This is a genomic window from Kitasatospora sp. NPDC057223 (assembly GCF_042669755.1).
Lineage (GTDB): Bacteria > Actinomycetota > Actinomycetes > Streptomycetales > Streptomycetaceae > Kitasatospora.
In genome coordinates this window covers 1-21,765 of the sequence record NZ_JBHUWW010000075.1, presented here as the reverse complement: position 1 = coordinate 21,765, position 21,765 = coordinate 1, and the positions used below count along the sequence as shown (strand labels likewise).

Annotated in this window: 20 protein-coding genes; 9 read left to right on the top strand and 11 right to left on the bottom strand. The window is 73.9% G+C overall.

Features of this window, described 5'->3' with window-relative positions; genetic code table 11:
- Nucleotides 1-37 precede the first annotated feature (37 nt).
- The 3 genes from ACFUK0_RS24445 to ACFUK0_RS24435 form a co-directional block, all read right to left on the bottom strand.
- Nucleotides 38-2,113 (bottom strand): acyltransferase family protein, encoded by a 2,076-nt coding sequence (locus ACFUK0_RS24445; protein ID WP_380253642.1) that lies wholly within the window; start codon nt 2,111-2,113, stop codon nt 38-40.
- A gap of 119 nt (nt 2,114-2,232) precedes the next feature.
- On the bottom strand, nt 2,233-3,975 hold the full coding sequence (locus ACFUK0_RS24440) for a glycosyltransferase family 2 protein (protein ID WP_380253640.1): 1,743 nt from the start codon (nt 3,973-3,975) through the stop codon (nt 2,233-2,235).
- A gap of 172 nt (nt 3,976-4,147) precedes the next feature.
- Complete coding sequence (locus ACFUK0_RS24435) at nt 4,148-4,690, bottom strand: GNAT family N-acetyltransferase (RefSeq protein ID WP_380253638.1); 543 nt, start codon at nt 4,688-4,690, stop codon at nt 4,148-4,150.
- 271 nt (nt 4,691-4,961) lie between these two features.
- Between ACFUK0_RS24435 and ACFUK0_RS24430 the strand changes: the two genes are divergently transcribed.
- Together ACFUK0_RS24430 and ACFUK0_RS24425 are read left to right on the top strand one after the other, a co-directional pair.
- Nucleotides 4,962-5,846, top strand: a complete 885-nt coding sequence (locus tag ACFUK0_RS24430) for a lysozyme (RefSeq protein ID WP_380253636.1) — start codon at nt 4,962-4,964, stop codon at nt 5,844-5,846.
- 308 nt (nt 5,847-6,154) lie between these two features.
- Nucleotides 6,155-6,976 (top strand): lysozyme, encoded by an 822-nt coding sequence (locus ACFUK0_RS24425; protein WP_380253634.1) that lies wholly within the window; start codon nt 6,155-6,157, stop codon nt 6,974-6,976.
- Between the two features lie 33 nt (nt 6,977-7,009).
- Here the strand turns inward: ACFUK0_RS24425 and ACFUK0_RS24420 are convergent, their stop codons facing one another.
- The gene (locus ACFUK0_RS24420; protein ID WP_380253632.1) at nt 7,010-7,945 is read right to left on the bottom strand and encodes an NAD(P)-dependent oxidoreductase; all 936 of its coding nucleotides are present in this window, start codon (nt 7,943-7,945) and stop codon (nt 7,010-7,012) included.
- 65 nt (nt 7,946-8,010) lie between these two features.
- On the opposite strand from ACFUK0_RS24420, the gene ACFUK0_RS24415 reads away from it, so the two are divergent.
- Entirely contained in the window at nt 8,011-8,385 is a 375-nt protein-coding gene (locus ACFUK0_RS24415) for a winged helix-turn-helix transcriptional regulator (protein WP_380253630.1), read from the top strand.
- A gap of 67 nt (nt 8,386-8,452) precedes the next feature.
- Here the strand turns inward: ACFUK0_RS24415 and ACFUK0_RS24410 are convergent, their stop codons facing one another.
- Nucleotides 8,453-9,082, bottom strand: a complete 630-nt coding sequence (locus tag ACFUK0_RS24410; protein ID WP_380253628.1) for a TetR/AcrR family transcriptional regulator — start codon at nt 9,080-9,082, stop codon at nt 8,453-8,455.
- 180 nt (nt 9,083-9,262) lie between these two features.
- On the opposite strand from ACFUK0_RS24410, the gene ACFUK0_RS24405 reads away from it, so the two are divergent.
- Genes ACFUK0_RS24405 through ACFUK0_RS24395 form a run of 3 tightly spaced genes read left to right on the top strand, consistent with a single transcriptional unit; the run spans nt 9,263 to nt 11,792 of the window.
- Entirely contained in the window at nt 9,263-10,018 is a 756-nt protein-coding gene (locus ACFUK0_RS24405; protein ID WP_380253626.1) for an SDR family oxidoreductase, read from the top strand.
- A gap of 5 nt (nt 10,019-10,023) precedes the next feature.
- Nucleotides 10,024-10,806, top strand: coding sequence for an SDR family NAD(P)-dependent oxidoreductase (locus ACFUK0_RS24400; protein WP_380253690.1), 783 nt, complete (start codon nt 10,024-10,026; stop codon nt 10,804-10,806).
- Nucleotides 10,803-11,792 (top strand): NADPH:quinone oxidoreductase family protein, encoded by a 990-nt coding sequence (locus ACFUK0_RS24395; protein WP_380253624.1) that lies wholly within the window; start codon nt 10,803-10,805, stop codon nt 11,790-11,792. Before ACFUK0_RS24400 ends, ACFUK0_RS24395 begins: the two co-directional genes overlap by 4 nt.
- A 79-nt stretch (nt 11,793-11,871) precedes the next feature.
- Here the strand turns inward: ACFUK0_RS24395 and ACFUK0_RS24390 are convergent, their stop codons facing one another.
- The 3 genes from ACFUK0_RS24390 to ACFUK0_RS24380 all read right to left on the bottom strand — a co-directional run bounded on the left by ACFUK0_RS24390 (nt 11,872) and on the right by ACFUK0_RS24380 (nt 15,170).
- Nucleotides 11,872-13,140 (bottom strand): sugar ABC transporter permease, encoded by a 1,269-nt coding sequence (locus tag ACFUK0_RS24390; RefSeq protein WP_380253688.1) that lies wholly within the window; start codon nt 13,138-13,140, stop codon nt 11,872-11,874.
- A 68-nt stretch (nt 13,141-13,208) separates the two neighbouring features.
- Nucleotides 13,209-13,988 (bottom strand): ATP-binding cassette domain-containing protein, encoded by a 780-nt coding sequence (locus tag ACFUK0_RS24385; RefSeq protein ID WP_380253622.1) that lies wholly within the window; start codon nt 13,986-13,988, stop codon nt 13,209-13,211.
- 81 nt (nt 13,989-14,069) lie between these two features.
- Nucleotides 14,070-15,170 carry a substrate-binding domain-containing protein gene (locus ACFUK0_RS24380; protein ID WP_380253686.1) on the bottom strand — a complete coding sequence of 367 codons (1,101 nt, stop codon included), beginning with the start codon at nt 15,168-15,170 and terminating at the stop codon, nt 14,070-14,072.
- Nucleotides 15,171-15,531: 361 nt separating this feature from the next.
- Between ACFUK0_RS24380 and ACFUK0_RS24375 the strand changes: the two genes are divergently transcribed.
- A complete protein-coding gene (locus tag ACFUK0_RS24375) occupies nt 15,532-17,100 on the top strand; it encodes an APC family permease (protein WP_380253620.1) in 1,569 nt (522 codons plus the stop codon).
- Between the two features lie 12 nt (nt 17,101-17,112).
- Here the strand turns inward: ACFUK0_RS24375 and ACFUK0_RS24370 are convergent, their stop codons facing one another.
- Complete coding sequence (locus ACFUK0_RS24370; protein WP_380253618.1) at nt 17,113-17,970, bottom strand: NAD(P)H-binding protein; 858 nt, start codon at nt 17,968-17,970, stop codon at nt 17,113-17,115.
- 79 nt (nt 17,971-18,049) lie between these two features.
- Here ACFUK0_RS24370 and ACFUK0_RS24365 point away from each other — a divergent pair, with 79 nt between their 5' ends.
- Nucleotides 18,050-18,487, top strand: coding sequence for a winged helix-turn-helix transcriptional regulator (locus ACFUK0_RS24365; protein ID WP_380253616.1), 438 nt, complete (start codon nt 18,050-18,052; stop codon nt 18,485-18,487).
- Between the two features lie 45 nt (nt 18,488-18,532).
- Here ACFUK0_RS24365 and ACFUK0_RS24360 read toward each other — a convergent pair whose 3' ends face one another.
- Nucleotides 18,533-19,006 (bottom strand): MarR family transcriptional regulator, encoded by a 474-nt coding sequence (locus ACFUK0_RS24360; RefSeq protein WP_380253614.1) that lies wholly within the window; start codon nt 19,004-19,006, stop codon nt 18,533-18,535.
- A gap of 91 nt (nt 19,007-19,097) precedes the next feature.
- Here ACFUK0_RS24360 and ACFUK0_RS24355 point away from each other — a divergent pair, with 91 nt between their 5' ends.
- The gene (locus ACFUK0_RS24355) at nt 19,098-19,958 is read left to right on the top strand and encodes an alpha/beta fold hydrolase (protein ID WP_380253612.1); all 861 of its coding nucleotides are present in this window, start codon (nt 19,098-19,100) and stop codon (nt 19,956-19,958) included.
- Between the two features lie 26 nt (nt 19,959-19,984).
- On the opposite strand, the gene ACFUK0_RS24350 is transcribed toward ACFUK0_RS24355, so the two are convergent.
- Nucleotides 19,985-21,397 carry a pyridoxal-phosphate dependent enzyme gene (locus ACFUK0_RS24350; protein ID WP_380253610.1) on the bottom strand — a complete coding sequence of 471 codons (1,413 nt, stop codon included), beginning with the start codon at nt 21,395-21,397 and terminating at the stop codon, nt 19,985-19,987.
- Between the last annotated feature and the right edge of the window lie 368 nt (nt 21,398-21,765).

Below are 21,765 nucleotides of genomic sequence, written 5' to 3'. Positions count from 1 at the left end.
GCAGCGGCCGCCAGTGCCGGGCGCCTGCGGTGGGCGGCTACTTCCGCAGGCTCGGCGCCAGCCCGTACTCCAGCCTGGGTGCCAGGACCGTCGCCAGGGTGTTCGTGATGTGCCCGCTGTCCCGGTAGAGCAGTACGCCGTCCAGGACGGCCGGGCAGTCCGGGCCGGTGCCGGGGCAGAGCAGCGGCCCGAGGTCCAGCACCCGCACGCCGTACCGGTCGGCGAGGCCGCCGTCGGTCAGCGGGTCCGGCTCGAAGGCGGACGCGCGGGGGAAGAAGCAGGCGTCGGAGCGCCCGTCGGAGGCGGCCAGGCAGGTCGGGATGTCCTTGCCGGGCATCGGGGTGTCGGCCAGGTAGGCGAGCGGTGCTCCCACCGCGCGCAGCGCGTCCAGCGTGCGGACCCAGCCCTCGGACCGCTCCTCCTGGCCGCCGTAGCGGTTGAGGCCCGCCATCACGATCAGGCGGGGCGCCGGGCCGGCCGCGATCCGGGCCAGGGTGTTCTCCCGCCAGCGGTCGCACTCGGTGTAGACACGGCCGAGGACGTCGTTGCGGACGGTCAGACCCGGCAGCGGGCAGCCCGGCTTGACCAGCACCTCCAGGGCCCAGTGCCGGTGCTCGACCAGTGGCAGCAGCCCGGCGATCCACTGGCCGGCGTGCGAGTCGCCGATCAGGACGACCCGGTCGCGGCTCTCCTGGTCGCCGAACAGGCAGCGCGGGCTGTTCTCCGCGGCGAGCGGGATCTCGCAGTCCCGGCCGGGCGGGAAGTCCGTCCTGGCCCGGGCGAGCGAGGGCGTCAGCGTCAGCACCCGGCTGCCGGGGGCCAGCAGCTCGGGGCCGGCCGGTGCGCCGGCCGGGGTGACGCCCGCCTCGGCACTGCCCAGGGCGCGGACGGTGCCGCCGCCGAGCGTCAGCCCGGCGATCAGCGGGATGGTCAGTGCGGCGGCGGCGATCGCCAGGCCCCGGCGGGGCGCCGCGGAGCCGCGGCGCAGCGGGTTCTCCACCAGGCGCCCGGTCAGCCAGGCCGGCAGCGCGGCGGCGGCGGTCAGGGCCAGCGCGGTCGTCCACGGCAGCGGGCCGTACCTGGCCTGGGCGATCGTCAGGACGGGCCAGTGCCAGAGGTACCAGCTGTACGAGAGGCGTCCGGCCGCCCGCAGCGGGCGGGTGGCGAGCAGGCGGCCCGAGTCGAGCACGCCGGGCGGGCGTCCGTGCGAGGCGGCGAGCAGGACGGCCGCCGCTCCCAGGACGGGGAGCAGCGCGGCGGCGCCGGGGAAGGGCGTGCTCCGGTCGTAGCGCAGGACGGCGGTCAGCACGGCGGCGCCGCCGGCCCAGCCCAGGACGCGCAGCGCCCCGGTGGTCAGCGCCGATCCGCGGCGGCCGGCCAGCCGCTTCGCGGCGAGTGCGACGGCCGCGCCGACGGCGAACTCCCAGAGCCGGGTCGCGGTGGAGAAGTAGCCGAGTGCTGCGGACTGCGCCGTCCAGCGCAGGCAGAGCGCCAGCGAGCCGGCGCCGACGGCCGCCGCGACCAGCCCGGCCACCAGGGGTCGGTGGCGCGGCAGCAGGCGGCCGAGGCCGAGCAGCAGGACGCCCCACAGGAGGTAGAACTGGTTCTCCACGCCGAGTGACCAGAAGTGCTGGACGGCGCTCGGGTCCCGCCCGGCGGCGAGGTAGTCGGTCTGCTCGCCGACGAAGCGCCAGTTGGCGTACTGGCCGGCGGCGGCCAGCAGGTCGCGGGCCAGGTCGGTGCCGCGCAGCGGGTCGAGCAGCAGGCCGCCGGCGAGGGCGGTGGCGACCAGTACGACGGCGGCGGCGGGGAGGATCCGCCGGGCCCGGCGGGCGGCGAAGTCGAGCAGGCCGATGTCCCGGGAGAGGAGGAGGCCGGTGATCAGGAAGCCGGAGATGACGAAGAAGACGTCGACGCCGACGTATCCGCCGGTCAGTCGCGGTATCGCGGCGTGGAAGCCGAGGACGGCGAGCACGGCGACGCCGCGCAGGCCCTCGATGTCGGGCCGGAAGGCCGGCGCCGGGGCCGGTGTCGCGCCCTCGGTGCGGACGGCGGTGCCGGCGGGCGTGCGGGCTGGAGTGCGGGCAGGGCTGGGTGGTACGGCCGTGGACACGGCGGTGCTCCTTGCAGGGCTGGCAGCGGTCGGACGGCCGCCCGGGCCGTGGGGGGCCTGGCGGCGTGGGCCGCGCCGGTGGGGCGACGCGCAGGGAAGCGGAGAGGTGAACTGTGTTGTCAGAAGAGCGGGTTGGCCCAGCCGGAGGCGAGCAGGCCACCGAGCGTGAGGACGGCGCTGACGGCGACGGCCTCCGGCCGGCCGAAGCTGCTCCCGGCGGGCCGGCGGGCGGGAGCGGCGACCTCGCCGCTGTCGGCGCCGGTGGCCCGGACGAGCGGCCGCAGGGCGCGGATCAGCGGCACCACGGTGTACGCGGTGAGGCCGAGCAGGCCGGCCAGTGCCCAGTACGGCTGCCAGCCGTGGGCGGCGACGGCCCGGCCGAGGCCGACGGCGGCGGCGAGCAGGCAGAGGCTGAGCCAGCCGACGCCGATCCGGGCGACCGTCCGGGCCAGGGCGGTGCTGCCGGAGACCGCGCCGGTGGGCACCCAGTCGGCGCTGCGGCGGCGCAGCGCGTGCGCGAGGGCGACCACGTGGCAGAGCCCGCCCAGGAGTTGGACCCTGGTGACCTCGAAGCGCCAGCGGGTGCGCGAGGCGGCGGGCAGCAGGACGAGGGTGACCCAGAGCGGCGGGAGGAACGGCAGGATCTGCCAGGGGGCGATCTGGCCGGGGGCGAAGAACAGCATGATGAGGGCGGGCAGCGGGACCGCGAAGACGTTCACGGCGCTGCTGAGGTAGCCGAGGATGCCGTTCCAGAAGCAGAGCCGGGCGGAGCGCGGCAGCGGACCGCTCCGGAACGCGGGATCGCGCAGCAGGGCGAGCGAGCCGAGGCACCAGCGGTACTGCTGGCTGATGAAGGCGGGCAGGCCGGTGGGCGACATGCCCTTGGCGACCAGTACCGGCACGTAGCGGGTGCTGAAGCCCTGCCGGGCGAGGGCGAGGCCGGTGTAGAGGTCCTCACTGTGGTCGTACTCGGCGAAGCCGCCGGTGCGCTCCAGGGCGCTGCGCCGGTAGAGCGCGTTGGTACCGCAGCAGACGGTACCGTCCTGGGCGTCGCGGGAGGGCTGGATCCAGCGGTAGAAGATCTCCTGGGTGGCGCCGGCCGCGCGCTCCAGCCAGGACATCGAGGCGTCGGTGTCGAAGCACTGCGGGCTCTGCACGATGCCGACGTCGGGGGCGTCCAGGTAGGGCACCAGGTGGTGCAGGAAGTCGGCGCGGGGGCAGAAGTCCGCGTCGAGGACGGCGACGATGTCGCCCTCGCCGGCCGCGAGGCCGTGGTTGAGGTTGCCGGCCTTCTTGAACCGGCCCCGGTCGGGCCTGGTCAGGTACCGGAACCCGTAGGACTCGGCGAGCAGGCGCACCTCCGGGCGGTCGGCGTCGTCGAGCACGAGGACGGCGAGCGCGCCGGGCCAGCGGACGGCGGCGGTGTGGCGGTAGGCGTTGTCGAGCACGGTGAGGGGTTCACCGCAGGTGGGCAGCAGGATGTCGACGCCCGGGTGGTGTGCGGTCCGGGCGCGCAGCAGGAGTTCGTGCGAGTCGCGGGTGTAGCGGCGCTGGCGCTGGCCGTCGCCCAGCGAGAGGGCCCAGGTGGCGGCGTTGAGCACGAGCAGCAGCAGGAAGGGCCAGAGCAGCGGGTGGCCGAGGGCGAAGAGGCCGAGGGTCGCGGTGGCGCCGGCGTACGAGAGGGTCGCGAGCAGCGGGACCCAGCGTCGCTGCGGGCCGAAGTACCAGTAGAGCTCCTGGTCGTCGGGCGGGGCGGGCAGCCGGACGGACGGCCCCCCGCCGGTGGTGCCGGGTGCCCCGCGGGGCACGGTGTCGAGCGCGGTGCGGAGTGCGGTGTCCCGGCCGGAGTCGGTCGCGGGCATGGCGGTGCCATGGTGAACGGGCATGCGGACGTGGCCCCCCTGGGCATGGACGGATCTGAGCCGTTGCCCGCCCACCATCTCATATTGGCCTAGACCATTCATGAACGTCCCATGAATGCCGGTCGCCCCCGCACGACCGGATTTGACGGACGGTCACCAGGTGGGGAAGGGTTCAGAGGGTCTTCGTCAGCGTCTCGAAGCGCAGGTCCGGCCGGCGCGGAATGCCGAATCGCCCGTCGCCGTAGGGGAACGGCGAGTGGACGCCCGTCCGGTGGAATCCCCGTCGCTCGTACCAGGCGATCAGGTCGGTCCGCTGCTCGATCACCGTCATCTCCAGCGCGCCGACCCCCCACTCCTCGCGGGCGACGCGCTCCGCCTCGGCGAGCACACTGCGGCCGATCCCGCCGCCCTGCAGCCCGGGGCGGACCGAGAACATCCCGAAGTAGGCGCGGTCGCCCCGGTGTTCGAGCTGGCAGCAGGCGAGGATCTCGCCGCCCCGCTCGGCCACCAGCAGGACGCCGTCCGGCTGGCCGATCACCTCGGCGACGTGGGCCTCGTCGGTGCGCCGGCCGTCGAGCAGGTCGGCCTCGGTGGTCCAGCCGGCCCGGCTCGCGTCACCGCGGTAGGCGGACTCGACCAGCTCGACCACCGCCGGGACGTCGGCCGCGGTGGCCGCCCGGTAGGCGGTGCGGTCGTCGGGGTGCTGGGGTTCCACGGACACTGCGGTCCTCTCGTCGTCGCGTTCGGGCCGGCGGTGGCACGCCCCTCCCGGCATCGTGCCACAGGCCCGGCCGGGGCCAGGGGCAGCGCCCTGAGCAGGGCGGACCCGGGCCGGCCCGCCGGCGGCCACTGCGCCGGGCGGGCGTACCTCGCCGCCGTTCAGGTGGGCCCCCGGGTACCTCGCGCTCCCGGCGGGAACGTTCCCAGCTCACTTTCGAGCCGGCCGCGCGCACGACGCGTGGCCCCTGCCCCCCAGAGGAGTGTTCATGCGCCGCACGTCCCGTGCCGCCCGCGCAACCACCACCGAACCACCGGCCGCCCGCCCCGCGCGCCCACGGCGCCTGCGCCGGGCGACCGCCACCGCCCTCGCCGCCGCCGCGCTGCTCGCCTGCGCCGTCGCGCCGGCGCAGGCGCGGACGACCCGGCCGCTGCCGATCATCCCGCACCCGGAGCTGGACTACGCGGGTTCGACCGTCGCCGTCCACGAGGGCAGGTCGGGCATGGGCGGCCACCGCCCGCGCGGCGCCCAGGTCCAGGGCATGGACGTCTCCGCCTACCAGGGCGACGTCGACTGGGGTGCGGCCGTGTCCAACGGGGCCCGGTTCGCCTACCTGAAGGCCACCGAGGGGACGACCTACACCAATCCGTACTTCTGGTCGCAGAGCGGCGGCTCGTTCGAGGCCGGCGTGATCCGTGGCGCCTACCACTTCGCCCTGCCGAACACCTCCGGCGGCACCGCTCAGGCGAACTGGTTCGTCGACCACGGCGGCGGCTGGACACCCGACGGCCTCACCCTGCCGCCCGCACTGGACATCGAGTACAACCCGTACGGCGCGTCCTGCTACGGCCTGAGCCAGAGCGCGATGGTCGACTGGATCAGGGAGTTCAGCGACACCGTGCACGACCGGACGGGGCGCTACCCGGCCATCTACACCACCACCGCGTGGTGGACCACCTGCACCGGCAACAACGCCGGCTTCGGCACCACCAACCCGCTCTGGGTGGCCCGCTACGCGAGCAGCGTCGGCGCCCTGCCGGCCGGCTGGAGTTTCCAGACCATCTGGCAGTACGCGGACTCGGGCGCCCTGCCGGGGGACCAGGACTACTTCAACGGTCCGTACGACCGGCTGCAGGAACTGGCCAGGGCCTGAGCCGAACGGCGAGGCCTCCCCGGCACCGGACCGGGGCCGCGAGCAGGATCCTGCGGGGCCGTGGGCAGGGCCGTGAGCAGCACCGCGAACACGGCCGCGGCCTACGCCCGTAGACCGCTCGCGGCCTCGGACGTCACGGGGCCGGGCGGCCGGTCGTGACGATCGTTCGGCAGTGTCGGCAGAAGCCTCACGATCTGGCGGGTACATGGCTACTCTCGAACCAGCCGACCGGGCGGGCCCGCGCGGGGCGTACCCCGCCATGCCCGGATCCCGCCCGGCATCCTGCCCGCAGGACCAGAGGAGTGTTCATGCACAGCACTTCCCGCGCCGCCCGCCTCGCCGCCACCGCACTCGCGGCCGGCGCCCTCCTGACGGGTGCCGCCGCCGCCCCCGCCCAGGCCGCCCGGCCCGGACCGCCGCTCCACCCCGAGCAGGACTTCGCCGGATCCACCGTCGCGGCGCACGAGGGCAGGTCGGGCCTCCCGGACACCCACCCACTGGCCGCCCAGACCAGGGGCATGGACGTCTCCAGCTACCAGGGCAACGTCAACTGGACCACCGCGGCGGCGAACGGCGCCCGGTTCTCCTACGTCAAGGCGACCGAGGGCACCACCTACACGAACCCGTACTTCGCGCAGCAGTACAACGGCTCCTACAACGCCGGACTGATCCGCGGCGCCTACCACTTCGCGCTCCCGAACGTCTCCTCCGGCGCGGCCCAGGCCAACTGGTTCGTCGGCCACGGCGGCGGCTGGTCCCGCGACGGCCGCACTCTCCCGCCCGCGCTCGACATCGAGTACAACCCGTACGGGGCCACCTGCTACGGCCTCGGCCAGAGTGCGATGGTCAGCTGGATCCGCGACTTCAGCAACACCGTCCACACCCGGACGGGCCGCTATCCGACCATCTACACCACCACCGACTGGTGGACCACCTGCACCGGCAACAACGCCGGCTTCGGCGCCACCAACCCGCTCTGGGTGGCCCGCTACGCGAGCGCCGTCGGCACCCTGCCGGCCGGCTGGAGCTACCAGACCATCTGGCAGTACTCCGACTCCGGCACCCTGCCGGGCGACCAGAACTACTTCAACGGCGCCTACGACCGCGTCCAGGCACTCGCCAACGGCTGACCCCGGGCCGGGGCCGGCAGCCGCCGGCCCCGGCTACGCCGCCCGCTCGCCGATCACCTCGGCCAGGCGGGCGAAGCCGTCTCCCCCGTGGCCCGCGTCCACCGCACGCCGGGCCAGGGCGTGAGCGGCCGTCAGCACACCGGTGTCCAGCCCGTGCTGGGCCGCGGCGTCGAGGACGTGGGCCATCGCGGTGGCGGCCGAGAGCAGGCTGGAGTCCTCGCCCGGGTACCGCCCGGCGGCGATCTGCCCGGCGAACCCGTCGATGATGCCGGGCAGCAGGCCGCCGATCCCCCGGGCGTACGGGAGGAGGTCCGGGGCGGTGACGCCCTCGGCGGCGGCCAGCGCGAAACCGTGCACGATGCCGCTCATCGCCGTCCAGAAGATGTCGAGCAGCGCCACCTCGTGGCCGGCCGCCCGGCCGGGATCGGCCCCCAGGTGGACGGCCGTACCGCCCAGCTGGGCCAGTGCCCCCCGGTGCGCCTCGTAGACGGCCTGCGGCCCGCTGTAGAGGACGAGGGCCGCGGGCCCGCCGATCGCGGCGACCGGCACCATGATCGCGCCGTCGAGGTAGTCGATGCCGAGCTCGGCGGCCCGGAGCGCCGCCGCGCGGGCCCGGGCGGGCGAGCCCGCGGTGAGGTTGACCAGCGTCCGGCCCCGCAGGGCCTCGGCGGCCGGGCCGACGACGGCGTGCACGGCGTCGTAGTCCAGGACGCAGACGAGGGTGAGCGGGCTCGCCGCCACCGCCTCGGCGGCCGTGGCGGCGAGCACGGCGCCCCGGGCGACCAGCTCGGCGGCCTTTCCGGGCGTCCGGTTCCAGACCGTCGTCGGACGGCCCGCCCGCAGGAGGGCGGCGGCCAGCGCCCGGCCCATCGGGCCGAGGCCGAGCACGGTGACGGACGAAAGCGTGCCCGAAAGGGAAGGCGCAGGGGCAGTGGGGGCGGCGGGCGAAAGGGCAGGGGAACGGCTCATCAGGTACTCCCGTTGAGTGACTGGGGATCAGCCGACGGTCCGCCGCGGAGCCGAGGAGTCGAAACGTGCAGCGGAACTCACACGTCTGCGGGGTCGGCGCGGCGGTGGACGTCATCGAGGGCAAGTGGAAGACCTTCATCCTCTGGACGCTCGCAGACGGCCCGCGCCGCTTCGGCGAGGCGAGACGGCTGCTGCCGGGGATCAGCGAGAAGGTGCTGACCCAGCAGCTGCGCGAGCTGGAGGCGGACGGGGTCGTCCACCGCGAGGCCTTCGAGGAGGTGCCGCCCAGGGTCGAGTACTCCCTGACCTCGAAGGGCCGGTCGCTCTTCGAGGCGCTGGAGCTGCTGGACGCCTGGGGCCGGCGTCATCTGGAGGTCGGATCGGTGTCGGTCGGAGGGCTTGGCGCGCCTCCACCAGACTCGGCCCCGGCCGCGGTCTGATCAAGTACGTACCTGGAAGTGGGTGGTCACCCGCAGGCCGGTCGCCCCGGCGGCGCCGGGGCCGGGGTCAGATCCGCGCGCCCAGCATCCGCAGCACCAGCTCGCCGTAGCGGCGGCCGAGCTCCTCCGGTGACTCGCTGCTGCGGTCGGTGTACCAGCGGGACACGTCGATCCCCAGCGAGGTGACCGCGCGCGCGGCGGTCTTCACCTCCGCGACCTCGAAGACCCCGGCCGCGAGCCCGTCGGCGATGATCTCGCTCACCGCCCGCTCGATGTCCAGCCGCAGGCCCGCCACCACCGCGTAGTCCTCCGGCCGCAGGGCGTGCAGTTCGTAGTTGACGACCCGGCCCACCGTGCTGCCCCGGGCGTGCCAGCGGGTGAAGTCCTCGACCAGGCGGCGCATCCGGGCGACCGGGTCGGTGCCGCCGCCGGCGGCCTTGCGCACGAGTGCCAGGGTGGCGGCGTGGCCGCCCCGGCTGATCTCGGCGAGCAGCGCCGCCTTGGACGGGTAGTGGATGTAGAGCGCGGCGGGGCTCATCCCCGCGGCGGTGGCGATGTCGCGGGTCGTGGTGGCGTGGTAGCCCCGCTCGGCGAACGCCTCGACGGCGGCCTCCAACAGCCGGTACGCGGCCTCGGGGCGGGCGTTGGCCCCGCCGGGCAGCGTGGTCCAGAGGTCGGCGATCGGCGTGCTGGTCATGGCGCCATCCTCCCAGAACGGTCGTGCGAACCGGCGGCCCACCCACGAGCCACCGGGACTGTTGACAGCGTCCCGCACCGACACCATGCTAAGCAAGCGCTTAGTCACTCCTGTTCCACACCGCAACGACCCCTGCGGGCGCCGAAACCCCCCGGCCCGCCGGACGCGAAAGGACCCCCAGTGGTGCACTCGTTCAAGGGCCAGGTGGCCGTCGTCACCGGAGCCAGCCGCGGCATCGGCCTCGGCATCGCACGGGAGCTGGTCGCCCGGGGCGCCAAGGTCTGCATCACCGCCCGGGGCGCCGAGGCTCTCGCCGAGGCCGTACAGGACCTCGGCGGGCCCGAGGTCGCCATCGCCGTGGCCGGCAAGGCCGACGACCCCGCCCACCAGGAGGAGGCCGTCGCCCGCACCGTCGAGGCCTTCGGACGGCTCGACCACCTGGTCAACAACACCGGCATCAACCCGGCATACGGCCCGGTGCTCGACACCGAGGAGGGCATCGCGGCGAAGATCCTCGCGGTCAACGTGCTCGCCCCGCTCGCCTGGACCCGCCGTGCCCACGCCGCCTGGATGGGCGAGCACGGCGGCTCGGTGGTCAACGTCGCCTCGATCGCGGGTATCCGGGCCTCCCGGGGCATCGGCATGTACGGCGTCAGCAAGGCCGCGCTGATGCGCCTGACCGTGGAGCTGGCCGCCGAACTCGGCCCCGGCATCCGGGTCAACGCCGTCGCGCCCGCCGTGGTGAAGACGAAGTTCGCCGAGGCGCTGTACGAGGGCCGCGAGGAGCAGGTCGCCGCCGCCTACCCGCTCGGCCGGCTCGGGATGCCCGAGGACGTCGCGGGCGCCGTCGCCTTCCTGCTGTCCGCCGACGCCGCCTGGATCACCGGGCAGACCCTGGTCGTCGACGGCGGCGTCACCCTCGGCGGCGGCCTGTGAGCCCCGTGGACGACCTCGCCGGGCAGGGCGTGGTGGTCACCGGGGCCGGCCGCGGCATCGGCGCCGCGATGGCCCGGGCCTTCGCCGCCGCGGGCGCCCGGGTGGTCGTCAACGACCTCGACGCGGACGCCGCGAAGGCCGTCGCCGAGGAGTGCGCAGGCACCGCCGTACCGGGCGACGCCGCGAGCGAGCAGGGCCTGGCCGCGCTGGTGGCGCAGGCCCGCGCGGCGCTCGGCGAGATCGACGTGTGGTGCGCCAACGCCGGCGTCGCCCCCGGCGGCGGCGCCGACGCGCCGGCCGCCGCCTGGGCGCTCGCCTGGGAGGTCAACGTGCTGGCGCACGTCCGGGCCGCCGACCTGCTGCTCCCCCGCTGGCTGGAGCGCGGCAGCGGCCGGTTCGTCGCCACGGTCTCCGCCGCCGGGCTGCTCACCAGCCTCGGCTCCGCGCCGTACGCGGTGTCCAAGCACGGTGCGTACGCGTTCGCCGAGTGGCTGTCCGCCACCTACCGGCACCGTGGCCTGCGGGTGCACGCCGTCTGCCCGCAGGGGGTGCGCACCGACATGCTCACCTCGGCCGGCCGGATGGGCGAACTCCTGCTCGCACCGGGCGCGATCGAGGCCGGGGAGGTCGCCGAGGCAGTGCTCGCCGGGCTGCGCGAGGAGCGGTTCCTGATCCTGCCGCACCCCGAGGTCGCCGACTACTACGCCGTCCGCGCGACCGACCCGGACCGCTGGATCGCCGGAATGAACAAGCTGCAGCGCGGACTGGAGAAGGACGGTGGCGCATGAGGGCCTGGCAGGTCGACGAACTCGGTGAGCCCGCCGAGGTGATGCGGCTGCGCGACGGACTGCCGCAGCCGGAGCCCGGACCGGGCCAGGTGCTCGTACGGGTCCGGGCCGCCGCGGTGAACTTCCCGGACGCGCTGATGGTGCGCGGCCACTACCAGGTCCGCCCGCCGCTGCCGTTCACGCCCGGCGTCGAACTCTGCGGCGTGGTCGAGGGCCTCGGCGACGGCGTGGACGGCCGGGCGGTGGGCGAGCGGGTGATCGGCAACCCGGTGCTGCCGGGTGGCGCGTTCGCCGAGTACGCCCTGCTGGAGGCGTCGGCGGTGTTCCGCGCGCCGGACGCGCTGGACGACGCCGAGGCGGCGGCCCTGCACATCGGCTACCAGACCGCCTGGTTCGCCCTGCACCGCCGGGCCGTGCTGCGCCCCGGCGAGACGCTGCTGGTGCACGCGGCGGCGGGCGGGGTCGGCAGCGCGGCCGTCCAGCTCGGGAAGGCGGCCGGCGCCCGGGTGATCGGGGTGGTCGGCGGCGCCGACAAGGCGGCGGTGGCCCGGCGGCTCGGCGCGGACCTGGTGGTCGACCGGACGGCCGGGGACTTCGTCGCCGCCGTCAAGGAGGCCACGGCCGGGCGCGGTGCGGACGTCGTGTTCGACCCGGTCGGCGGCGACGCCTACACCGGCTCCACCAAGTGCGTCGCCTTCGAGGGCCGCATCGTGGTGGTGGGTTTCGCCGCCGGCCAGATCCCCGCGCCCGCCCTCAACCACGCGCTGGTGAAGAACTACAGCATCCTCGGGCTGCACTGGGGCCTCTACAACACCCTCGACCCGCAGGCCGTCCGGGCCGCCCACGAGGAGCTGTCCAAGCTCGCCGAGCAGGGCGTCGTCCGCCCGCTGGTGAGTGCCAGGCTGCCGCTCGCCGACGCGGCGGGCGGGGTCCAGCTGGTCGCCGACGGCCGCAGCACCGGCCGCGTCGTCGTCCTCGGCGAGTAGCCGTTCGGGGGCGGACGGCGGACCGCCCCGCACACGCCCCGGGGGCCGACGGCCGCAGCCGTCGGCCCCCGGGTCGGCGTCAGGCGCGGCCGGCCGCCTTCTGGGTGCGCCGGGAGAGCGAGTCGACGACGACCGCGGCGAGCAGCACCGCGCCGGTGATCATGAACTGGATGGCGTTGCTCACGCCCATGATGTTCATGCCGGACTGGATCGAGCCGATCACCAGTGCACCGAGCAGGGCGGACCAGGTCTTGCCGCGTCCGCCGAAGAGGCTGGTGCCGCCGATGACGGCGGCGGCGATGCAGTTCATCAGCAGGTTGCCACTGCCGGAGGTCTGGCTGGCGGACTGGATCTGGGCGGCGAGGAACAGGCCGCCGACCGCGGCCATCGTGGAGCAGATCATGAAGACCGAGATCCGGATCCACGAGACGTTGATGCCGGCCCGGCGGGCGCCCTCGATGTTCCCGCCGAGCGCGAAGATCTGCCGGCCGTAGGTGGTGCGCCGCAGCACGAAGTCCAGCACCACCAGGAAGATCAGGAAGATCAGCAGCGCCAGCGGCAGGCCCTTGTACTGGTTGAGCGTGTAGGCCACCACGAAGGCGACGACGGCGAGTGCCACCGTGCGCAGCGCGATGTCGGCCGGTGGCCGGAACGGCACCCCGGCCGCCTTGCGGCGCCTGGCGTCGAACACGTTGGAGGCGAGGAAGAGCAGGACGGCCACCGCTGCGACGAGGTAGGCGGCGATGGTCTGACTGTAGATCGTGGTGTACAGCCGGGAGACGATGTCCTTCCCGGAGAGGTTGACGGTGCCGGAGGAGCCCAGGATCTGCAGCATCAGGCCGTTCCAGGCCAGGTTGCCGGCGAGGGTGACGACGAAGGCCGGCACGCCCACCTTGGCGAAGAAGAGGCCCTGGATGAGGCCGACGAGCGCGCCGCCGACGATGGCGGAGAGCAGCGCGACCCACTGGTTGACGCCGTGCGTGACGTTCATGACGGCGAAGATGGCCGCGCAGAGTCCGCTGACCGAGCCGACCGAGAGGTCGATCTCGCCGAGCAGCAGGACGAACACGACGCCGATGGCGATCATGCCGGTGCCGACGATCTGCTGGGAGAGGTTCGACAGGTTCTGGGCGGAGAGGAAGGTGCTGTTCAGGCTGCCGAAGACGGCCCAGATGATGATCAGGGCCAGTACCACCGGCAGCGAGCCGAGTTCGCCGCTGGTGATCCGTCGTTTGAACTCGCCGAGGTAGCCGGTCACGCCCTGTTCCCGGACGATCAGGCGGGGGTCGATGACGGGCGCCGCTCCCGGCGCGACCGGGACGGCGGCGTTCACGCCGCCCTTGGGCATGCTGTCCTCGGGCAGCGGCTTTCGGTGGAACTCGCCGTCGCCGCCCGGGTTCGGGTTGTTGTCGTCGGTCACTGTTGACCCTCCGTGCCACGGGCCTGACGGCGGGTCACGGCGTTGTCCGTGGCGCCGGTGATGGCGGAGATGATCTCTTCCTTGGTGGTGTAGCGGCGGTCGAAGAAACCGTTGTTGCGCCCCAGGCGCAGCACCGCGACCCGGTCGGCCACGGCCATCACGTCGGCCATGTTGTGGCTGATCAGGATGACGCCGAGGCCGCGGTCGCGGAGCCGCTCGACCAGGTCGAGGACCTGCGCCGTCTGCTCGACGCCGAGCGCCGCGGTGGGCTCGTCGAGGATCACGACCTTGGGTTCGCCGATCAGCGCGCGGGCGATCGCGACGGTCTGGCGCTGGCCGCCGGAGAGCGAGGCGATCGGGATCCGCACGCTGGGGATGCGGATCGACAGGGTGCTGAGCAGCTCCCGGGACTTCTTCTCCATACCGACTTCGTCGAGCACGGCGAAGCGCCGGAGCTCCCGGCCGAGGAAGAGGTTGCCGACCACGTCCAGGTTGTCGCAGAGCGCGAGGTCCTGGTAGACGGTCGCGATGCCGAGGTGCTGGGCGTCCTGCGGCCGGTTGATGGACACCGGCCGGTGCTCCCACTCGATCACCCCCTCGTCCGGCTGGTTCACCCCGGCGATGGTCTTGACCAGCGTGGACTTGCCCGCGCCGTTGTCACCCACCAGGGCGACCACCTCCCCCGGACACACCTCCAGCTCGACCTCGGTGAGCGCCTGCACGGCGCCGAACCGTTTGGAGACCCCGCGCAACGCGAGTACGGGCTCACCTGCCACTGGTACCAACTCCCTTGTCTCGCACCGCGCGCCTGTTGTCGTACGACCTGCGCCGGCCGGGCGGGGCCGGCCGGGGCCCGGTCAGGTGAGGCCGACCTCCGTGCAGGCCGCGGCGTAGTCGGGGGTGCAGATCTGCGCGACGGTGTAGAGGCCGTCGGCGACCACGGTGCTCTTGATGTTGTCCTTGACCAGGACGATCGGGGTGATCAGCACCGAGGGCACCTTGTGGCCGCTGCCGCTGGTGGACGTCGCCGTCGCCGAGGCGCTGGGCACGCCCTGGCCCTGGGCGAGCGCGACCGCGATGACGGCGGCCGCCTCGGCCTCCGGCTTGTACGGCTTGTAGATCGACATCGTCTGGGTGTTGACGAGGATCCGCTGCACCGCGTCCAGCTGGGCGTCCTGGCCGGTGAGCGGGACGGACAGGTTGGCGGCCTTCAGGGCGGTGGCGATACCGGCCGCCATGCCGTCGTTGGCGGAGTAGACGCCGACCACGTTCTGCGCGCCGAGCGCGGTGATCGCGGCGGCGGCCTCCTGGTTGGCGTTGTTCGGGTCCCAGTTCGGGGTGTCGTACTCCTTGCCGATGGTGAGCTTGCCGTCCATGGCGGCGTGCGCGCCCGCCTTGAACTCGGCGGCGTTCGGGTCGGTCGGCGAGCCGTTGATCATGATGATCTTGCCGGCCGAGGCCTTGTCCCCGACCGCCTCGACCAGCGCGGTGCCCTGCAGCTCACCGACCTTGTGGTTGTCGAACGAGACGTACGCGTCGACCGGGCCCTGGGCCAGCCGGTCGTACGCCACCACCTTCACGCCCGCGTCGTGGGCCTTCTGCACCGAGGACTGGATCGACTTGGCGTCCACCGCGTCCAGGATCAGGACCTGGTTGCCCTTGGTGAGGGCGGTGTCCACCTGGGTCTGCTGGGTGGTCGCGTCCTGGTTGGCGTTGTAGTAGTCGATCTGCGCGTTCGGCGCGATCGCCTTGATCTTCTGCTCCAGCAGCGGACGGTCGAACTGCTCGTAGCGCGTGGTCTTGGTCTCGGGCAGCAGCAGCCCGATCTTGATCGCACCCCCGGCGCTGCCCGAGGCGCCACCGCCCGAGGAAGATCCGGTGGACTGCTTCGCACTGCCGCAGGAGGCGAGGGCGAACGTCAGGGTTGCCGCCGTGGCGGCGATGGCGATGCGGGACAGGGCTGGCTTCACTGGAACGCCTCTCAGACTCGAGTACACCCCCGGTCTCCGAGTCTGTGACCGCCCGCTCCGCCCTGCTATCCAGGTCGGCCGAATGCGCTCCAAGCGCGTCCGTCCGGGTGAGGCCCGGCGCTTTCGGGCGGTGGATGGCGCACTCCCGCGCCTGGCTCTGGCAGCCTTCGGCGTGCTGGTGGGAAACTTGTGGGGCGCCGGTGCGCCCGACTCCTCGTCCCGCCCGCCGGGGCCGCAGCACGGACGCGACGCCGCGCGCAGCGCGGTCGGAGCGTCCCCTGCCACATCCTGGCGCCCCGCCCAGCCCTGCGCTCCGCGGGGATCCCGACGAGTGAAGAAGGTGGGGATCGTGTCCACTCCCGCCGGCAGGCCCAGCCCCCCGGCAGCGCCCCTCGTCACCGGCTCGGGAGCGGGTGAGAAGGGCCTCAAGGGCGGCGCCCTCGGCCTCGTCTCCTCGGTGGCGATCGGCCTGGCCTCCACCGCACCGGCCTACAGCCTCGCCGCCACGCTCGGCATCATCGTGGCCGGAGTGGGCCTCCAGGCACCGATCATCACCATCCTCGGCTTCGTCCCGATGCTGCTGATCGCCTACGCCTACAAGGAGCTCAACGCCTCCGACCCGGACTGCGGCACCACCTTCACCTGGGCCGCCCGCGCCTTCGGCCCGCGGACGGGGTGGATGGGCGGCTGGGGCATCGTCGTCGCGGACATCATCGTGATGGCCAACCTGGCCCAGATCGCCGGCATCTACGGCTTCCGCCTGTTCGGGCTCGACTCGCTGGCGGAGAACAAGACCTGGACCACGCTGGCCGGCGTCGCCTGGATCATCGTGATGACCGCCATCTGCTACATCGGCATCGAGATCTCGGCCGCGCTCCAGCGCTGGCTGCTGACCATCGAGGTCGTGATGCTCGTGGTCCTCTCGGTCACCGCACTGGTGAAGGTGTACGGGTCGAATCCCCCCGCCACCGCGCTCCACGTCTCGGGCTCCTGGTTCAACCCGTTCAGCGTCACCTCCACCGGGGCCTTCACCGCCGGCATCCTCGCCGCCGTCTTCATCTACTGGGGCTGGGACACCGCCGTGTCGGTCAACGAGGAGACCGCCGACAGCGCCCGCACGCCGGGGCGTGCGGCGGTGATCTCCACCGTGCTGCTGCTCGCCATCTACGCGCTGGTCTCGACCTCCGCGCAGGCCTTCGCGGGCGTCGGCACCGACGGCATCGGGCTCGGCAACCCGGACAACGAGGGGGACGTGCTCTCGGGGCTGGGCGGCGCCGTCTTCGGCGACCAGGGCGTGGGCTGGTTCCTCACCAAACTGCTGATCTTCATGGTGCTGACCTCCTCCGCCGCCTCCACCCAGACCACCATCCTGCCGACCGCCCGCACCACCTTCTCGATGGCCGCGCACAAGGCGATCCCGCGCCAGTTCGCCCGGGTGCACCCCAGGCACCTCACCCCGACCTGGTCGACCGTCGGCATGGGCATCGCCTCCATCGCGTTCTACGTGCTGCTGACGCTGATCAGCGACAACGTGCTGTCCGACTCGATCGCGTCGGTGGGCCTGGGCATCGCGTTCTACTACGGCCTCACCGGCTTCGCCTGTGTCTGGTACTACCGCCGGGTGCTCACCCGCAGTGCGAAGGACTTCGTGTTCAAGGGCCTCTTCCCGGCGCTCGGCGGGCTGATGCTGCTCTACTTCTTCTGCTACGCGGCCTTCGACGTCTACGCCCAGCCGGACTACGGCACCACCACGATCGACCTGCCGCTGTTCGGCGAGACCGGCGGCGTGACGGTGATCGGCATCGGGGCGCTGCTGATCGGCGCGGTGCTGATGACCGTCCAGTGGGCCGTCCAGGGCTCGTGGTTCCGCGCCCCGGACGTCCCGGTGAGCGTCGCCGACCCGGCGGACGCTCCGTAGGACGGCGCCTCGTCACCCCCGGGTGGCGACCGCGTCCCGCACGATGACGTCCAGGGCGGACGCCGCCGGGCGTCCGAGCAGGCCCGCCAGGTCGCCGCCCGCCCCGTCGAGGAATCCCGCGGCGACGGCGGCGTACGTGCTCACCAGCATGGGGACCTGGAACGCCTGCGCGCCGGACGCCGCGAAGTCCGCCCGGGCCCCGGCCAGTGTGCCCGGTTCGTAGCGCACCTCGCCGATGCCCGCGGCGGTGAGCGCGCGGGCCAGGTCGGCTCCGCCGATCGCGCGGTCGCCGACCAGCTCGTACGTCCGCCCGGTATGCCGGGTGACGCCGTCCGCCACCTCCGCGGCGACCTTCGCCGCGACGTCCGCGAGGTCGGTCCGCGCGACGGCGGCGAGGCCGCCCGTGCCCAGCGGGGCGGTGATCCGGCCGTCCGCGCCGGGAGCCGCCAGGAAACCCAGCAGCTCGGCGTACAGGCCGTTGCGCAGGACGGTCCACCGGGTGGTGGACTCCCGCAGCCTGCGCTCCGTCCAGCGGTGGGCCGCCGCGTACGCCAGGTGGTCGCCGGCCGCGGTGAGGCTGGTGTAGACGATGTGCCGCACGCCGGCCTGCTCCGCCGCCGCGATCGCCGCGCCGTGACGGGCGGTCACCACGTCGTCCTCGCCGTAGCCGGCCGAGACCAGCAGCAGCGTGCTCACCCCGGCGAAGGCGGCCGGCAGCGAGGCCGGGTCGTCGAAGTCGACCCGGCGCGCGCCGGGACCGGCCGTGGCCCGCTCCGGGTCGCGCGAGCCCGCGACCAGGTCGGCGCGGCCGGCCAGCCGGGCGAGGACGAGGCGGGACAGGCCGCCGCCGGCGCCGGTGACGAGAAGCATGATGGACCTCCAGGTGGTTCTTTCCGGTAACTGGCACCATCTTCGGTAACCTGGGCACCCGGCGTAAGGAGGCACATCGATGTCAGTGGGGCACACCGCGGTAACCACCGGACCGGTCGTCACCGGACCCGTCGTCACCGCCTGCGGCGCGGAGGGCTACGAGGACGACTGCGGTATCCGCGACGTCCTGGACCGGATCGGCGACAAGTGGTCCGTCCTGGTCGTGGTCGAACTCGCCCAGGGCGTCAGGCGGTTCCGCGAGCTGCAGCGGGCGGTGCACGGCATCTCGCAGCGCATGCTGACGCTGACCGTCCGCCGGCTGGAGCGGGACGGCCTGGTCACCCGCACCGTCCACGCCACCGTGCCGCCGCAGGTCGACTACGAGCTGACCGCCATGGGGCACAGCCTCACCCACCTGCTGCGGGCGCTCACCGAGTGGTCGGCCGAACACCGCGCGGCCATCGCCGGCTCCCGCCACGCCTGGGACGAGGCCAACCCGGACTCCGGGATCCACTGACCGGGCCGCACCGCCCGTCAGGTTCTGCCACAGGCCTGCGCGGTCTCACGCTCCTGCGCCGCGACGGAGGGCGCGGCGCGCCGCGACCGCCCGGCCCACCTCGCCGAGGAAGCGCCGGACGGTCGCCAGCTCGGCATCGGAGTAGGTGCCCAGTTCGGTGACGACGTCGCCGATCAGCGGGCCGAAGAACGACCGGCCGAGCGCGACGGCCTGCTCGGTGACCTCCAGCAGCACCCGGCGCCGGTCCCGGGTGTCGCGCACCCGCCGCACCTGGCCGAGCTTCTCCAGCCGGTCGAGCACGGCCGTGGTGCCGGCGGAGTTCAGGCCGAGCTGCCCGCCGAGCCACCCGGGCGTGGCGGGGGTGCCCGCGCGCGCCGCGTCCAGCAGACGGACCAGCGCCCGCAGGTCGGTCGGGTGCAAGCCGTTCTGCTGAGCGAACTCAGCTCCCATCAGGTCGAGTTCGACGGTGATCGCGCGCAACTGGTGCACCGCCTGGAGACCGGGATCCGCCTCGTCCATACCGCCGCACCTTTCCACGATCCGCTTCGGCGGGCATAGTATCTCGTTGAACGAGATACTTGCTGGGCAACCTGAATCCCGGGGGCGTTCCATGACCGAAGAGCCGGCCCGATTCCTCGCCGCGTACGACGCCCTGGTCGACCGCTGGCCCCTGCCCGTCGAACGCATCGACCTGGTCTCGCCCCACGGCACCACCCGGGTCACCGCCTGCGGCCCCGCCGACGGCGAACCCCTGGTGCTGCTGCACGGAGGCGGCGCCACCGCCGCCGTCTGGTTCGCCAACGTCGCCGAACTCGGCCGCACCCGGCGCGTCTACGCCGTCGACCGGATCGGCGAACCCGGCCGCAGCCGGCCCGGCGAGCGGCCCCCGCGCTCCGTCGCCGACCTGCACGACTGGCTCAGCGGCGTCCTCGACGGCCTGCAGCTGGACCGCACCGACCTCTGCGGGCACTCCTACGGCGCCTGGACGGCGCTCACCTACGCCCTGCACGCACCGCGGCGCGTACGCAGGCTCGTCCTGCTCGACCCCACCCAGTGCTTCGCCGGCTTCCGGGCCGGGTACCTGCTGCGCGCGCTGCCGGTGCTGCTGCGCCCGAGCGCCGCGCGGGCCCGCGCCTTCCTCCGCTGGGAGACCGGTGGGAGCGCGGCCGCCGTCGATCCGGGCTGGCTGGAGGTGTACGCGCTGGGTGCCGCGCTCCCGCGCGGCACGGTGGTCATCGGCCGGCGCCCGGCCGCCCGGCTGCTGCGGGAGTCGGCCGTACCCACGCTGGTGCTGCTCGCCGGCGAAAGCCGGGCGCACGACAGCCGCCGGGTGGAGGCGGCGGCACGGCAGGCCCTGCCGCACGCCCGGACAGCCGTCCTCCCGGACGTCTCGCACCACGCACTGCCGTTCACCGGTGCCGCCGAACTCGACCGCCTCGTCCTGGAGTTCCTCGCAGCGCCGGACGAGTGACGCCCGACGAGTGACGCCGCCCGGCGTCAGCGGCCGCCGCCTGCGGCGGCAGGGTCCAGCTCCGCGCGGTGGACGAGGGAGACCGCCCGGCCGTCGAGCAGGACCAGGGCGGCGTCGTGCTCGGTGCCCAGCGCCCCGTGCGCGGAGGACAGCGGCTGCCCGACGCCCACCGTCGGCAGCGGCGCGGCGAGTTCGCCGGTGACGGGATCGCCCGGGCGGGCCCGGCCGGCGGCGATCGCGCTCTCCACGGCGGCCGCGGAGAGCGAACCGACGATCTCGCCGGCCACGACGCCGTACGGGCGGGCCGGGCGGGCGACGACCACCGGGGCGACACCGCCGGGCGCGGTGCGCAGCACGGCCAGGGCGTCGGCGAGGGAGGCGTCGGAGGGCACGGTGACCAGCTGGTGCGTGCGCAGGACGGTGCGCACGGTCGGCTCGTCGTCCTGCGGGGTGCGCGGCTCCTCCAGGAAGCCCCAGGCGCGCATCCAGTCGTCGTTGAACAGCTTGGAGAGGTAGGAGCGGCCGGAGTCGGGCAGCAGGACGACGACGAGGTCGTCCGGGCCGAGCCGGCGGGCCACCCGCAGGGCCGCCGCCACGGCCGTGCCCGAGGACGGGCCGGCCAGCAGCCCCTCCTCGCGGGCGAGACGCCGGGCGGTGAGCAGCGACTCCCGGTCGGGGATCCGCTCGAAGGCGTCCACCACGTCCCGGTGGTAGGACTCCGGCCAGAGGTCCTCGACGGTCTCCGGGTGGACGAAGTGGCCGATGCTCTCGACGAACCACGGGCTGCCGTCCCCGCCGCCGTAGGTCGACGCCTCCGGGTCGGCGCCCACCACGGTGACGGCCGAACCGGAGACCTTCTTGAGGTAGCCGCCGGTGCCGCTGATGGTGCCGCCGGTGCCGACTCCCGCGACGAAGTGGGTGATCCGGCCGCCGGTCTGCTCCCAGATCTCCGGGCCGGTGGTGTGCACGTGCGCCTCGGGGTTGGCCGGGTTGTCGTACTGGTTCGCGAGCCAGGCGCCGGGGATCTCCTCGGTCAGCCGCCGGACCACGTTGAACAGGTGGTCCGGGTGCTCCGCCGGAAGGGTCGTCGGTGCGAGCACGACCTCGGCGCCGTAGGCCCGCAGGATGTCCGACTTCTCCGGCGCGGAGCGGTCCGAGACACAGGCGATCACCCGGTAGCCGCGCTGCCGGCCGACGATGGTCAGTCCGATGCCGGTGTTCCCGGAGGTCGCCTCGATGATCGTGCCGCCCGGCCGCAGGTGGCCGTCGCGCTCCGCCGCCAGGATCATCGAGCGGGCGGCACGGTCCTTCACGCTCCCGCCGATGTTCAGGAACTCCGCCTTCGCGTACACCGGTGCGGCGATTCCCTCCCCGAGGCGGGTGAGCCGGAACAGGGGCGTCTGCCCGATGGCGTCGGTGACCGATTCGTAGACCGCCATCGCGGCCTCCTTCCCAGCGATACGGAGGAGTTGGCACAGCTGCGGTGCCCCACCGGCGGGCGCGTCGCAGTGACGGCAGCCGGTGTGCAACACCGTACGCAAGGGGTGCCCGCGGGCGGCGTCGACGCCACGCCCGTACGGGGGCGGTCAGGCCGGACAGCGCGCGCCGGGCGCGCGACGCGGATCCACGGGGCCCGGTACCGGTCTCGCCACTCGCAGCCGCACTGTCACCCCTCCCCCGCCGTCCGTTCCACCGAAGCCTCTCCCGGAGCGGCCGCCCGGCGCAAGGGGCGATCATCGCGGGCGTCCGGAGCGGTGCGCGCCGTCGAGGGGCGGAGGCGCCCCCGGGCCCCGTCGGTCACGGGGCC